Annotated in this window: 12 protein-coding genes and 1 pseudogene; 11 read left to right on the forward strand and 2 right to left on the reverse strand. The window is 69.9% G+C overall.

What is annotated here, in order from left to right; genetic code table 11:
- Positions 1 to 25 precede the first annotated feature (25 nt).
- A complete protein-coding gene (locus tag EDD92_RS36940; protein WP_123968326.1) occupies positions 26 to 694 on the forward strand; it encodes a metalloregulator ArsR/SmtB family transcription factor in 669 nt (222 codons plus the stop codon).
- Between the two features lie 117 nt (positions 695 to 811).
- Here the strand turns inward: EDD92_RS36940 and EDD92_RS36945 are convergent.
- A pseudogene (locus tag EDD92_RS36945) lies at positions 812 to 925 on the reverse strand (IS5/IS1182 family transposase); the annotation flags it as partial.
- Positions 926 to 1,051: 126 nt separating this feature from the next.
- The gene (locus EDD92_RS36950) at positions 1,052 to 3,802 is read right to left on the reverse strand and encodes a LuxR family transcriptional regulator (protein ID WP_123970709.1); all 2,751 of its coding nucleotides are present in this window, start codon (positions 3,800 to 3,802) and stop codon (positions 1,052 to 1,054) included.
- A gap of 391 nt (positions 3,803 to 4,193) precedes the next feature.
- Between EDD92_RS36950 and EDD92_RS36955 the strand changes: the two genes are divergently transcribed.
- The 10 genes from EDD92_RS36955 to pucL all read left to right on the forward strand — a co-directional run bounded on the left by EDD92_RS36955 (position 4,194) and on the right by pucL (position 13,898).
- Entirely contained in the window at positions 4,194 to 6,452 is a 2,259-nt protein-coding gene (locus EDD92_RS36955; RefSeq protein ID WP_123968327.1) for an FUSC family protein, read from the forward strand.
- A gap of 289 nt (positions 6,453 to 6,741) precedes the next feature.
- Complete coding sequence (locus EDD92_RS36960; protein WP_123968328.1) at positions 6,742 to 7,656, forward strand: MBL fold metallo-hydrolase; 915 nt, start codon at positions 6,742 to 6,744, stop codon at positions 7,654 to 7,656.
- A gap of 21 nt (positions 7,657 to 7,677) precedes the next feature.
- On the forward strand, positions 7,678 to 9,171 hold the full coding sequence (locus tag EDD92_RS36965; RefSeq protein WP_123968329.1) for a carboxylesterase/lipase family protein: 1,494 nt from the start codon (positions 7,678 to 7,680) through the stop codon (positions 9,169 to 9,171).
- A gap of 47 nt (positions 9,172 to 9,218) precedes the next feature.
- A complete protein-coding gene (locus tag EDD92_RS36970) occupies positions 9,219 to 9,602 on the forward strand; it encodes a RidA family protein (protein ID WP_123968330.1) in 384 nt (127 codons plus the stop codon).
- 109 nt (positions 9,603 to 9,711) lie between these two features.
- Entirely contained in the window at positions 9,712 to 10,557 is an 846-nt protein-coding gene (locus EDD92_RS36975) for a hypothetical protein (protein ID WP_185124239.1), read from the forward strand.
- Between the two features lie 729 nt (positions 10,558 to 11,286).
- Positions 11,287 to 11,547, forward strand: coding sequence for a thiamine-binding protein (locus EDD92_RS36980; protein WP_123968331.1), 261 nt, complete (start codon positions 11,287 to 11,289; stop codon positions 11,545 to 11,547).
- Entirely contained in the window at positions 11,544 to 11,912 is a 369-nt protein-coding gene (locus tag EDD92_RS36985; RefSeq protein ID WP_030940519.1) for a helix-turn-helix domain-containing protein, read from the forward strand. The genes EDD92_RS36980 and EDD92_RS36985 overlap by 4 nt, the downstream gene beginning before the upstream one ends.
- 138 nt (positions 11,913 to 12,050) lie before the next feature.
- Positions 12,051 to 12,560, forward strand: a complete 510-nt coding sequence (gene uraD / locus EDD92_RS36990; RefSeq protein WP_123968332.1) for a 2-oxo-4-hydroxy-4-carboxy-5-ureidoimidazoline decarboxylase — start codon at positions 12,051 to 12,053, stop codon at positions 12,558 to 12,560.
- 17 nt (positions 12,561 to 12,577) lie between these two features.
- A complete protein-coding gene (gene uraH / locus EDD92_RS36995) occupies positions 12,578 to 12,970 on the forward strand; it encodes a hydroxyisourate hydrolase (RefSeq protein WP_123968333.1) in 393 nt (130 codons plus the stop codon).
- Positions 12,971 to 12,974: 4 nt separating this feature from the next.
- Positions 12,975 to 13,898, forward strand: coding sequence for a factor-independent urate hydroxylase (gene pucL, locus EDD92_RS37000; RefSeq protein WP_030940526.1), 924 nt, complete (start codon positions 12,975 to 12,977; stop codon positions 13,896 to 13,898).
- Positions 13,899 to 14,007 lie beyond the last annotated feature (109 nt).

Raw genomic sequence — 14,007 nt, forward strand, 5'->3', positions numbered from 1 at the left:
ATTCCATGGATTTATGGAGGATGCCATGGGAGATGCCGCGCGCAAGGCCGCGCTCTACGAGGCCTTCGCCCGTACGGGCAAGGCGCTGAGCAGCGGAAAGCGCCTGGAGCTGCTGGATCTGCTGGCCCAGGGGGAGCGCACCGTCGACGCCCTCGCCAGGGTCGCCGGCCTGAACCTGACGACCGCCTCGGCGCACCTGCAGACGCTCAAGCAGGCCGGTCTGGTCGTCACCCGGCGGGACGGCGTGCGCATCCACTACCGGCTCGCGGGAGACGACGTCGCCGCCCTGTACGCATTGCTCCGGCAGGTCGCCCAGGCCCACCAGGACGCGGTCGAGCCCGCCCGGGCCGCCTACCTCGGTCCCGCCGACGGGGAGGAGGTCGGCCGCGAGGAACTGCTCGCTCGTGCGGCGGCGGGCGAGGTCGTCGTCCTGGACGTGCGGCCCGCCGCGGAGTACGCGGCCGGCCACATCCCCGGCGCGCTCTCCGTCCCGGTCGAGGAACTCGCCGACCGCATCGCCGAGTTGCCGCAGGACGTGGAGGTGGTGGCGTACTGCCGGGGTGCGTACTGCGTGCTCGCCCACGACGCCGTACGACTGCTGCACGCACGCGGCCGCAGGGCGCTGCGGCTGGTGGACGGGATGCTGGAGTGGCGGCTCGCCGAGCTGCCCGTCGAGACGGAGCGCGCTGCATGATCCCCGCGTTCGACAGTGTGCGTGGCTTCTCGGGTGAGGGCGGCGTGGCGACTGCGGGCCGGAGGGATGCCATGGTCGGTCAGGGTCGCCTCGTGGCGGACGAACCGGCTCCGGCGCAGTGACCTTACGGAACCGTCTGCGGGGCTGGAACGCGAGCGACGGGCCGAGGCCGTCGACGATGCGGTCGGCCGCCGACTTCGACACCCCGAACAGCGGCGCCAATTGGCGCAGGAACCCGGTGGCCGGTCGCGGACACCGCCGCGCCGATCTCACCGACCGCTGCGCACACGCGCCATCGCATCGGGATGGTCCTCGACCTGCGGGGCCGGCACTCGTGCAGCGGCGGACGCTGCCGTCTCAGATAGGGGCACCGGCTCCCGACAGGGTGCCTTCGACCACGTCGCGGAGCTGAGAGCGGGCGGTGATGCCCAGTTTGGGGAACACCCGGTAGAGGTGGGAGCCGACCGTGCGCGGTGAGAGGAACAGCTTCTCTCCGATCTCACGGTTCGTCAGGCCGCGGGCCGCGAGCTGGACGATCTGCTGCTGCTGAGGACTGAGTTCGGTGAAGGCACTGGGCACTACGCTGCCGGCGGCCTCGATGCCGGCGGCGCGGAGTTCTGCCTTGGCCCGCTCGATCCATGGCCGAGCGCCCAGCCGCTGGAAGGTTTCCAGGGCGGCGCTCAGCAGCGGACGGGCCTCGGCGATACGGCGCCGCCGCCGGAGCCATTCCCCGTAGTCGAGCCGTGTCTGCGCCCGCTCGAACGGCCACTGCTCACCTGTATCGTCCGCCAGTGCCGCCTGGAAGTACGGTTCCGCGTGCTCCGGTTCGGCGAGCAGGGCGCGGCCTCGGTCGAGCAGTGCGGTGAGCCGTGCCGATATGCCCGTACCCAGGCGCCGCGCCGATCGTTCCAGCAGTTCGGCGGCGTCCTCCTGTCGGCCTCGGCGGACGGCCGCCGCGGCGAGTTCGGCCAGGACGGTGTAGGAGACGTGGTAGTGAACCGGATCACCGTCGTCGGTGAACGCGGAGCGGAACTGGGCGTACGCGGTGTCGTAGTCGCCGTCGGCCACCGCCGCCAGGCCCAGGGCCCGACGCGCGAAGACCGCGACGGAGCGGCTTTCCAGCGGGTCGACAAGGGTCAGCGCCTGCGCGGCTCGCCGTCGCGCGTCGGCCGACTCGCCGAGCAGGGCGAGCACCGTGGCGTCGAGTGCCTGGGCACACGCCTCGGCGTGGTCGAGTCCGGCCGCTGACGCCACCGCCGAGATCTCGGCGGCCACCGAGCGGGCCCCGGCCCATCGGCCCTGCTCCAGGAGGGTCCAGCCGGCCGCGCATCCCAGTCCGTCCGGGAGCGGTCCACGGGCCTGCCACTGGTCGAATGCCTCGTCGAACGTCCTGGCTGCGAGGGTGGTCTGGTCGAGCAGCCAGGCGACGATGGCCAGCGCGGTCAGGCGACCGGCGTCGCCCTTGGCCTCGGCGATGAGCCCGGGCAGCACCGGTGCGAGGGAGGCTCCTGCGCTGCTGGGGTCGGAGACGGCCAGTACCCAGACGTGCAGGGCCGCTCCGGCGGCATCGTCGGGCAGGCGGGAGAGCAGGCTCTGGATCTGCCGCTGTTGGGACTCCTCGCCCGAGTAGTAACGGACCACCGCCGCCGCGGCCAGCGCGTCGAGTACGAGGGGCGACCGGGCGTCCGCCGCCTCGTCGGCGACACGCATGAGCCGGGCGAAGGCTGCTGTGTGATGGGGGCCCAGGGACATGAGCTGTCCGGTGGCCAGCGCGGCCTTGCCCAGCAGTGCCTGGTCGTCGGTGCACTCACGGACTGCGGCGGCCAGGTGTTCCACCCAGCCGAGTTGACCGGTGAAGACGGCGGTGGCAGCGGCTTCGGTCAGAAGACGCGCCCGGTCCTCGCGACGCGGGCTGAGTTCCGCGGCGCGCTCCTGGGCCGCGGCAGCGGCCGCGAAGCCACCCCGGCGCCGTGCCCGGTCGGCCGTCTGCTGCAGGGCGGCCGACACGTCCTGGTCGGGGCGTACGGTCGCGGCGGCGAGGTGCCAGGCGCGGCGGTCGGGCTCCTCGCGCAGCAACTCCGCGAGAGCGAGGTGGGCCCGGCGGCGTTCCTCGAACGACGCGGCATGGTAGACGGCGGAGCGGACGAGCGGGTGACGGAAGGAAATCCCGGATCCGTCCTGGCGTACGAGACCGGCCCGGTCCGCGGGTACCCATGCCTCGTCGTCCGTCTCGGGAAGTCCCACGGCCGCCGCCTGAGCGTCCGCCGCGTCGGCGGCCGCGAGCAGCAGCAGGATGCGGCGGGTCGGTTCCGGCAGATCCGCCGCGTGCCCCACGAAGATCCGCTCCAGTCGGTCGGTGACCGGCAGCGGGCCCTCTACGCCACTGTCCTCGGGGTGCCGCCGGATCGCGGTGGCGTGGGCGAGTTCCACCAGGGCCAGCGGGTTGCCGGCCGCCTCCTCCAGGATCCGCACCCGGGTTCGGCCGGTGGGCGGCGCAGGCTGCCGGTCCAGCAGCCGGTTGGCCGCCTCGGCGTCCAGCGGGCCGAGTTCGAGGCGCTCGTATCCCTTGTCGAAGCCGGGCAGCGCGTCCGCGGTGCGGACTCCGACCAGCAGCGTGACGGGCTCGCTGTCCATGCGTCGCGCCACGAAGGAGAGAACGTCCAGTGATCCACGGTCGATCCACTGGGCATCGTCGACCACCACCAGCAGCGGGGAGGTTTCCGCCAGGTCCGACAGCAAGGTCAGGACCGCCAGACCGACGAGCAACGCGTCGGGAGTCTCCGCATACTCTTCGAGCCCCAGGACGGCACGGAGCGCGGAGCGCTGCCGCGACGGCAGTCCCTCCGCTTCACCGAGTACCGGGCGCAGCATCTGATGAAGACCGGCGAATCCGAGGTGCGCCTCGGATTCGCTCCCCACCGCCCGCAGCACTCGGCCACCCGCACCCCGTGCGCGCTCGGCCGCGAGGTCGAGCAGCGTGCTCTTTCCGGCACCGGGATCACCCGTGACGATCAAGACGTCGCTGTGGGACCGGTCAGCGCCCACACGCCGGATGATTTCTGCGGTCTCGGTTTCTCGGCCCACCACCGCCAGACCGGAATTCCGCATCGAGGACTGGTCCCCACGGGCCCTTGCATCGTTTTCCACGGATGCTCCAAGGAATCGAGCTACCCCCAGACACTAGCGTGGGGGAACAGCCGCAGCGCCCGCAGGAGCGGCTTCGAACCCGCTCGAGAGCGGCGGGACAACGGGCAGATGTATACGCCACGCCCCTGTGCACGAACAGCGCCGATGCGCCTTGTCTCGTTTCACCGTCAGACCACCGCGAACTACGCGACGGTTCTCCGCCTGCGTGCTGCAGCACCTCCGAGAGCAGTCACCTGACGCATACCGGACGCAACCCCCGCGCACCGAGACTGGCGACGCGGGCGGTGGCCGGCCAGAGCCTCGAACCATCCCTCACGGCCGTGCACCGGCGAAAGGACGTACGGAGATCACGATGGTGGCAAGGACAACGGCATCGCTGTGGGACCGCTTCGCCGCCTCTGACCCCGGGCTCATACGTCTGACCTCCGCGATGCGCGCCGTGCTCGGCTCAGTCGCGGCCCTTGCGGTGCTGACGGCGCTGGGAGCGCCCGAAACGGCGCTGGTGGTCGGCGGTTTCACCGCGATGACGACGTCTCTGGCGATCAGCGACCTGCATCCGCGCAACCAGCTCATCACCCTCGGACTCGGCGCTCCGCTCTCTTTGGTGTCCCTGGCCGCCGGAGCCGTGCTGACGCCGTACCCGACGGCAGCCAAGCTGATCTTTTTGGTGGTGATCCACCTCGCCGTTCAGGCCCGCCGGTTCGGCCCCCGAGGGCTGGGCCTGGGGATCTTCGGTTTCATGGCCTTCCTGCTGTCTCAATTCACCCAGGCGCGAGCGGACCAGCTTCCCCAACTCGGGGCATCGGTACTTGTGGCTTTCGGGGCCGTCACGACCGTGTGGTACTGCGCCGGCCCGATCACGGAGGCCGGAGCTCTGAGGCGGCTGCGGCACGCATTCGACGTGCGTCTGCACGACGTCCTGCGGGACACGGCCTCGATGGTCGTCACCGGGCAGGACGACGGCACCCGGAGCCGCTCGTTGCAGGACCGCCTCGACACACTGCACGCATCCGTGCTGCTGATCGAGGGCTTTCTCGACGAGCGGCCCGTCGACGAGGGCACCGTGGCCCTGCTGCGGCGTATTGGTCGTGTGGAGGTGGCCGCTCAGCGCCTGGCCGTACTCGCGGTCCGCGCGGTCCGCACACCGGCGGCCCGCGACGATCTGGCGGAACGGACGGCGCGACAGCGGCTCGCGCAGCGGATCCGGGCTCTCCGGCACCAGCTGACCGGGGGAACGGCTTGTACATCCGAACAGTGCGAGGAGCGGTACGAAGGCGGGCCGGCGAACCGGCCGACCGGCTCCGCACATGTGCAGGACTGCTTCCCAGCGGTCGACGAACTCGCCGCAGCACTGCGGGTTCTCGGCCCACGCGGCCGCCCGGCAGGGTTCGGGACACCTCCTCACAAGCCCGCCCCACCAACCGTCGGGGCGGTGCCGCGCAGGGACGCTGACACCGAAGGCCTGAAGCGTCAAGCGACCCGTCAGGCGTTCCAGGTGACAACTGCCTCGGCTCTCGCCGTCGCGGGCGGCCATCTCCTGTCTCCGCACCTGTGGTACTGGGCCGTCGTGACGGCATGGGTCGTCTTCATCAGGACCGAGAGCACCGGCGAGGTGCTGCTCCAGAGTGCCCGGCGGCTGGCGGGCACTGTCCTCGGCGCGGTGTTCGGCTACGGCCTTGCCGCCCTGGTCGGCGGAGACGGCCCTGTCCTCCTGATCCTGCTCCTGCTGTGCATGTTCGGGATGTTCTACACCCCGTCACAGGCCTATTGGGCCGTGACGTTCTTCATCACCGGCACACTCAGCATGCTGCTCGCGCTGATGGACACCTTCTCGACGCACGTGCTGCTCCTGCGTGTCCAGGAGACCGCACTGGGAGTGTCCTGCGGGATCCTTGCCGCTGTCCTCGTACTTCCCACCACGGTCCGCCGGGCCAGTGACGAAGAGCTGGTCGGTCTTCTGCGCGTCCTCGACCGCCTCCTTCGGGCCATCGCGTCCGGAAGCACGGACGCGGAAACCCCGACGAGCTGGGTGCGCGCGGCACACGACCTCGACCAGGCACTGGAGTCCTTCAGCAAGGCCTGTCTGCCTCTCACCCATCCGCTCAATCCGCAGCGCGGCCGACGTCACCACGTCCGCCACCTGCTGGAACTTCTTGAGGCCGGCGCGTACCACGCACGGAGCCTGGCCGCCGCGGCCGAGCGTCTGCCGGCGGGCCGTGTCCCGGAGTGCGCCCCCTGCCTCACTGCCGCGGCCGACCGTGCGCACGAGACCGTGGCCCACCTGATCCGCGTCACCGGCCATCGATCGGGAATCTCCTCACACACGGCACGCCCCAGAGTCGTCAGGGCACTGTCCCTGCTCTCGGAGGAGCGGCGTGTGAGCCGCAGCCGGCCCTCGCCGGAGTATCGCCTGCTGCTGCACATCAATCGCCTCGACGCGACCTTGACCGCGCTCGCGCGAGCCCTGGACCCGCTCGTCTCGGACCCCGGCGGCCCCACCATGGTTCCGTCCGAGAGCGCCGACATTCCGTCGCCGCACGGGCCGGTCCCGGCTGCCGCGGTGCGTTGCGTCGCTCTCGCGGACCAGTGCGAAGGTGCCCAAGCCGTCTGACACCCCGCCAGAACGCATCACGGGTGACCGCACACCCTTGTATTTCGCTGATCGGCAGGCGTCAAAGCCGCCGACGTGAAAGGCGGGGACGGGGTAGCCGCGTGCTCGTCCACGAGGTATCCGGGAAAAGAAATCGGAACGGGGAGCCGCCTCGCCTTTCACTTGGCCTGCAAAGGGAAACGCCCCTTTTCAGAGCTGCGTGCACAGGTGCAGTCACCTGACGGATACCGCGCTCGCCGGGGCTGATCGTACCGTTCCGGTAATGCCTCCGATTCCTCAAGGAAGCCCCATGGAACAGATCACGCTCGGCAACGTCTCCATCACCCGCGTCTGGGAATACTACGGTTCCGTCGAAATGGATCCCCACGCCTTCTTCCCGGAAAGCTCGCAGGAAGTCTGGAAGGACGGCGCCCACTGGCTGGCCCCGCATTTCCTGGATTCCGAGACCAACATCGTGAATTCCGCGATCCAGACCTGGCTGCTGCGTAGCGGGGGCAAGACCATCCTCGTCGACACCGGTGTGGGTAACCACAAGGAGCGCCCGTACGCGCCGGTCTGGAGCCACCTGGAGACGGACTTCCTGGACAACCTCGCCCGGGCAGGCGTCCAGCCCGAGGACGTGGACATCGTGATCAACACACATCTCCACATCGACCACGTCGGCTGGAACACGTACCTGGACGGGCGGCAGTGGGTTCCCACCTTCCCCAACGCCACGTATCTGATGCCCAAGGACGACTTCGACTTCTGGAACCCGGCGAACGGCCACCAGCCGCTGCTCGGCCGCGGCAACCAGAACGTCTTCGAGGACAGCGTGGCCCCGGTGCACGAGGCCGGCCAGACGCTGCTGTGGGAGAACAGCCACCAGATCGACGCCGACCTGCGCCTGGACGCGGCCCCCGGACACACCCCCGGCTCCTCCGTGCTGACCCTCAGCTCCGGGACGGACCGCGCGGTGTTCGTCGGTGACATGCTGCACAACCCGGTGCAGATCGTCGAGCCGGACGCCAACAGCTGCTTCTGCGAGGACCCCGCAGGCGCCCGCGCCACCCGCCGCAAGGTGCTGGGCTGGGCGGCCGACAACAACGCGCTCCTGATCCCCGCGCACCTGGGCGGCCACGGCGCCGCCGAGATCGTGCGGAACGGCAACACCTTCGACATCAAGGGCTGGGCGCCCTTCGCCCCGTACTCCGAGCAGGGCTGAAACCCGCGGAAAGGCATCGCTGTGAGCAACCAATCCGACCCCGTCGTCACCACCGCACAGGGAGCCGTCCGCGGCCTGCGCCAGGACAACGGCACCGCCACCTTCCTGAACATCCCCTACGCCGCTCCTCCGCTGGGAGCCGGCCGGTTCGCCCCGCCGCGGCCGCACGAGCCCTGGGACGGCGTACGGGACGCCACCGCGCCCGGCCCCAACGCCCCGCAGTCCGAGCGCAAGCTCGGCAGCATCGACATGGCCCCCTACTTCGGCGCCGGCTGGAGCCGCGGCGAGGACTACCTCACCGTCAACGTCTTCCAGCCCGCGGCCGGTGACGGCGACCTGCCCGTGATGGTGTTCGTCCACGGCGGCGGGTTCGTCGCCGGGTCGACGCGGTCCGCGCTGTACGACGGTTCCGCCTTCGCCCGCGACGGCGTCGTCCTGGTCACCCTCAACTACCGGCTCGGCATCTCCGGGTTCCTCGACATCCCCGGGGCGCCCGCCAACCGCGGCCTGCTCGACGTCGTCGCCGCACTGCGCTGGGTGCGGCAGAACATCGCCGCCTTCGGCGGTGACCCGGACAACGTCACCCTCTTCGGCCAGTCGGCGGGGGCGACCGTCGTCGGCGGCGTCCTCGCCACCCCCGACGCCGCGGGCCTGTTCCGCCGGGCGATCGTGCAGAGCGGCAGCGGTCTGGGGGCGTTCACCACCGAACAGGCCGCCCGGGTCACCAAGGCCGCGGCCGAGGAACTGGGCATCGAGCCGCACGTCGACGCCTTCGCGGGCATCTCCGACGAGCGCCTGGTGGAGGCAGCCTCCAAGCTCGCGGGCATCGACCTGCAGACCGCCACTCACCACGACCCACTGATCGGCCTCAGTCCCTTCAGCCTGGTGCTCGACACGCAGCCCGCCGTATCCGTCGCCGCCGGCCTGAGCGCCGATGTCGACCTGCTCGTCGGGACCAACGCCGAGGAGGGAAACCTCTACCTGGTCCCGGTGGACAAGTACGCCACCTCGACCGCCGGGGACGTCGACGACACCGCGGCGCGCTCGCACCCGAAGCCCGCGCAGCTCGTGGAGACGTACCGCAACACCCGCCCCGAGGCGTCCTTCGGCGAGCTGCGGTCGGCCATCATGGGCGACGCGCTGTTCGGCGCGGGCAGCTGGGCCCTGGCCGGCGCACATGCCGCCCACCCACAGTCCGCCACGTTCAGCTACGAGTTCGCCTGGCGCTCGACGGCCCTGGGCGGAGACCTCGGCGCCACCCACGCGATGGAGCTCCCCTTCGTCTTCGACATCGCGGAGCTCCAGCAGCTGGCGGGTGAGGGCGCCCTGCTCGGCCCCGACAAGCCCCCCGCGGACCTCGCCGCCCGCACGCACGAGGCCTGGATCCGGTTCGCCAGAACCGGCAACCCCGGATGGGACCAGTACGACACCACACGCCGGGCCACGATGCACATCGACGCCGAGTGGACCCAGGTCGACGACCCCCGCAGCCAGGAACGACAGGCCTGGGCCTGACCCCCTCGCACAGATCGCTCTGTGCACCCTTCCGTCAAGGACACACCATGACAAGAGCCGTCATCACCACCGAGAACGCACCCACTCTGGCAGCCCCCCTGTCCCAGGGCATCCGCAAGGGACCGATCCTGCAGGTCTCCGGGCAGCTCCCGTTCGACCCGGCCACCGGCGCGGTCGTCGGCACCACGGTCGCAGAGCAGACCACGCAGACCCTGCGCAACGTCACCGCCGTACTCAAGGCGGCCGGCGCCGGCCTGGAGGACGTCGTGATGCTCCGCGTCTACCTCACCGACCCCGCCCACCTGCCCGAGCTGAACGAGGCGTACGCGGCGGCCGTCGGTGAACCCTTCCCCGCCCGCACCACCGTCTACATGCAGCTTCCTCCCGGACTGCTCGTGGAGATCGACGCCCTGGCAGTCCTGGACGACTGACTCGGCTGCAGCTCGACGCCGGTCTGGCGTGGTCCCCGGGGGACCACGCCAGACCGGCGTCCACCTCTGAGAGAGGACGGGGGGCTCTACGAGGAAGGTAATGGGCACGATGGATGATCGTCTGTCGAAGGCGTGCGTCAACCTGAGGGTTGTACCGGTGGACCTGCTGGATGCCTTGTGCTCCCTGTCGGGGCGCCCTTCACCGCCCTCCGGTTCTCATCCGGTACGGCGCGTCTACGAGCACGTGCTCCACGCAGCGGCCTCACTGCCGCTGGGCGCGCTGCAACCGGGCGACGTGAGCGCGGCCACCGAGGTGCGCGCCGGCCTCCTGAACGCCGACGTGCCGCCCCCGTCGGACGCGGCCGCCCGCTGCATCCAGCACACGGTCGACGACCTGGGACCCGCCGACCTGTGGACGCTGGTCCACGGCACCGCCATGACCCGCGACGACCTCGCGTGGGGCGCCGCCGCGACTCTGGCGCGGGAACGCCTCGAACAGCCGGACTCTCTGGGCGAAATCGCCGCGCAGGCCATCGTGGACGAATTCGCCGAACGGACCCCATGCCGGTGGGGCCGTCACCACAGCGACGCGGTTCGTTCCGCGCTGTACCGGACTCTGGCCGACCTCGCCGATGTCCTCCTGGAAGTGTCGGAGTCCTCCCCGACACCCCTGGCCTGGAGCACCCATGACGACGTAAGGCGCGCCTCAGCGGTGATCGGCGGAGTGGTCCACGACGTACTGGTCCAGAATGCGGAGAACCCACCCTCCTCCGCACAGCCCGTCTGGCAGCACCCCCTGCCCCCTGCCACGCGCACCGCCTGGCAGTGGCGTATCACGAACGGACCGGCATGCCGTGCCTCCCACGGTTGCGGGCCCTTCCCTTCCGCGCTCGCGGCACGGCATGCCGCCGAGTGCGCGATCACGGCACTCGCCGCGGGGAGATGCAGCCTTTGAGGGGCATCGGCATGTGCGCAACTGCCCCGTACCGCGCACGGCCGCGAACGTCGAGCGGTGTCTGCGGATCCACGCCTATCCGGTGTTCGGTGACCGTCGGCTGGTCTTGATACGGCCGAGTGAGATCCAAGCCTGGGCCACAGGGCTCGTCGAGGTAATCGGCTTCACGGCGCAGACAGCCCGGCACAGTGCTGCCAAGGTGAAGCAGGTCTTCAATGCCGCGGTTCGCGATGGGATGGTTCCGCGGAGCCCGTGTGCAGGTGTCACACCGTCCTCGGTGCCGCACGTCGAAATTGTGCCGCCGGCGGCTGGCCAGGTGAGCGATTTGGCCGGCGCTGTACCGCACAGATATCGCGCCCTCGTCATCCTGGGGGCGGGCACCGGTCTCCGCCCCGGAGAGCTTTTCAAGCTGTAAGTGAAGAACATCGACTTCCCTCGCCGCATGGTCAAGATGGAGCAGCAGATTCAGCGAGTGCCGGGTCGAAAGGGGGTTCGCATGCCCACCCATCTCTGCTGATTGCCGCAGGGGAGTCCGTTAAGGTCGTGTCGGAGCGGTTGGGGCACACCAACGCTGCGAGGACCCTGAACGTCTACAGCCATCTTTTCCCTGAGTCGGAGGTACGGACCGGGGCGGCGGTGGACCGGGCGTTCGGTGTGGTGCCCCGGATGTGCCCTCTCAGTCGGAGGACTGAGGGAACGCGCAGGTCAGAGCGATGCCTTGGGGGCACAGTGCGATTGAGAGTGGAGTTCACGACCGAGCCCTTCGACCTCGACGAGGCGCCCGCGCACGCGGTGGTCGCCCGCCAGGTCATCGAGGCTGCCGAGCTGGACGAGGTGGACGTCGGCCCGTTCGGCAACACGGCGGAGGGCGCCGCCGACGCCGTGCTGACCGCCGTGGACGCGCTGCTCCGCGAGACGCTCCAGGCCGGTGCCACCCGGGTCTCGCTGCAGGTCAACGTCGTCGGCGCCGGCGAGGGGGACGCGAAGTGACCGGCACTGGCGACGAGCCGTTCATCACGGCCGTGAAACCACTGGTCGACGCCATGGGCGGCGAGCTGCTCCCGCCCGACGAGGCCGGGCCCGACGACGTCGTGCTCGCCTGGGAGGGCGCGGACGTGGTCGCCGTGCGCCTGCCCCAGCTCGCCGACTCCCTCGACCACATCCTCGCCGCGATGGAGCGCAAGCAGGGCAAGCCCCTGGCCGACCTGGACCGCAAGGCCAAGCAGGAGGTCGTACGGATACTCGAGGCGCGCGGCGCCTTCTCGGTACGGCACGGCGTGGAGACCGTGGCGGGGGCGCTCGGCGTCAGCCGGTTCACGGTCTACAACTATCTGAACCGTGAGAAGGAGGGCTGAGGCCCTCCAGGGGGCGCCGCCCGGCCGGGTTTGTTACCCCGAATTTTCAACAAAGTGTTGACGTGGCGTTGCGTGGGGGCGTTAGCTAACGGCAGCCCGTTCAGCACGAAGGCCGTTCTCGCGGCCACGGAGGCACCCGTGACGTCGACTTCCACGCCCCCGGGCCTGGCCCGGTTCAACGTACTGGAGGAGCACGCGGCCTTCGCCGCCCTCCACGAGGCGTGTGCCTCCACCACCTGGGCGCGGCGGCTGCTCGCCGCCCGCCCGTACGCCACCGCCGACGCCCTCTTCGCCGCCAGCGACGCCGCCATGGCCGAGCTGAGCGCCGAGGACCTGGCCGAGGCGATGGCCGGGCACCCGCCGATCGGCCGCCCCAAGCCGGGGGACCCCACCTCGGCCCGGGAACAGCGCGGCATGGCCGGCGCCTCCGAGGAGCTCAAGTCGGAGATGCTCGAACTGAACCTGGCCTACCAGGACCGGTTCGGCCATGTCTTCCTCATCTGCGCCACCGGCCGGACCGGCGAGCAGATGCGGGACGCGGTCAAGGAGCGGATCGGCAACTCGCCGGAGCAGGAGCGGGAGATCGTCCGCACCGAGCTGGGCAAGATCAACCGCATCCGACTGGCCCGACTCGTCGAGGAAGACTGAAGAGGAAGCCTGACACCATGAGCACCAGCACCACCGCCTCCGTGTCCACGCACATTCTGGACACCAGCATCGGCCGCCCCGCCGAGGGCGTCGCCATCGAGCTCTCCGCCCGCACGGGGCGGGACGCCGTATGGCAGGCGCTCGGCGGTTCCGCGACCGACGCGGACGGACGGTGCAAGGACCTGCCGGCGCTGCCGGAAGGGACGACCCACGTACGGCTCGACTTCGCGGTGGAGCCGTATTTCGAGAAGAAGCAAGCCGATGCGCAGCAGGACGCCCCCGCGAATCGGGACAGCGGTGCCGCGTTCTTCCCCGAGGTGGCGATCACCTTCGCCGTCAAGCCCGGGGAGCACTACCACGTACCGCTGCTGCTCAACCCGTTCGGCTACTCCGTATACCGAGGGAGCTAGCTAAATGCCCACGATCCTGGGACAGAACCAGTACGGCAAGGCCGAGAACCGAGTCGTAAAGATCACGCGGGACGGCGCCACCCACCACATCAAGGACCTGAACGTGTCCGTCGCGCTGAGCGGCGACATGGACGAGGTCCACTACTCCGGCTCCAACGCCAACGTGCTGCCGACCGACACCACCAAGAACACGGTGTACGCGTTCGCCAAGGAGCACGGCATCGAGTCGGCCGAGCAGTTCGGCATCCACCTGGCCAGGCACTTCGTGACCAGCCAGGAGCCGATCCAGACGGCCCGGATCCGTATCGAGGAGTACGCCTGGGAGCGGATCGCCGCGTCCGACGCCAACTCCCAGTTCATCGGCGCGGACGAGGTCAAGCACTCCTTCGTCCGCAAGGGCCAGGAGACCCGGCTGACCCAGATCACCTACGACGGCTCGTCGTGGGAGGTCGTCTCCGGTCTCAAGGACCTGACGGTGATGAACTCGACCAACTCCGAGTTCTGGGGCTACGTCAAGGACAAGTACACGACGCTGCAGGAGGCGTACGACCGCATCCTGGCCACGTCGGTCTCGGCCCGCTGGCGGTTCAACTGGACCGACGACGAGCAGCGGATGCCCAACTGGGAGAAGTCCTACGAGCAGACCAGGAAGCACATGCTCCAGGCCTTCGCCGAGACGTACTCGCTCTCGCTGCAGCAGACCCTCTACCAAATGGGTTCGCGCATCATCAACAACCGCAGCGAGATCGACGAGGTCCGCTTCTCACTGCCGAACAAGCACCATTTCCTCGTCGACCTGGAGCCCTTCGGGCTGAAGAACGACAACGAGGTGTACTTCGCCGCCGACCGCCCCTACGGCCTGATCGAGGCGACGATCCTGCGGGACGGCTGCGAGCCGAAGATCCCGGTGGACCTCACCAACCTCTGAGCACCTTCCGGGCAGCTCGATATTCGGCACCCGTGACCGGGGAACCCGCCTCCCCGCCTCCCCGGTCACGGCACTCAAAACTCCTAGGGTCCTGCCGTGCCCTCTCCAC

Source organism: Streptomyces sp. TLI_185, assembly GCF_003814765.1.
Classification (GTDB): domain Bacteria; phylum Actinomycetota; class Actinomycetes; order Streptomycetales; family Streptomycetaceae; genus Streptomyces.

Bases quoted from the DNA above. Each gene is read 5' to 3' on its own strand.
- EDD92_RS36940 (WP_123968326.1), top strand. From the start codon at position 26: ATGGGAGATGCCGCGCGCAAGGCCGCGCTCTACGAGGCCTTCGCCCGT.
- EDD92_RS36950 (WP_123970709.1), bottom strand. From the start codon at position 3,802: ATGCGGAATTCCGGTCTGGCGGTGGTGGGCCGAGAAACCGAGACCGCA.
- EDD92_RS36955 (WP_123968327.1), top strand. From the start codon at position 4,194: ATGGTGGCAAGGACAACGGCATCGCTGTGGGACCGCTTCGCCGCCTCT.
- EDD92_RS36960 (WP_123968328.1), top strand. From the start codon at position 6,742: ATGGAACAGATCACGCTCGGCAACGTCTCCATCACCCGCGTCTGGGAA.
- EDD92_RS36970 (WP_123968330.1), top strand. From the start codon at position 9,219: ATGACAAGAGCCGTCATCACCACCGAGAACGCACCCACTCTGGCAGCC.
- EDD92_RS36975 (WP_185124239.1), top strand. From the start codon at position 9,712: ATGGATGATCGTCTGTCGAAGGCGTGCGTCAACCTGAGGGTTGTACCG.
- uraH (WP_123968333.1), top strand. From the start codon at position 12,578: ATGAGCACCAGCACCACCGCCTCCGTGTCCACGCACATTCTGGACACC.
- pucL (WP_030940526.1), top strand. From the start codon at position 12,975: ATGCCCACGATCCTGGGACAGAACCAGTACGGCAAGGCCGAGAACCGA.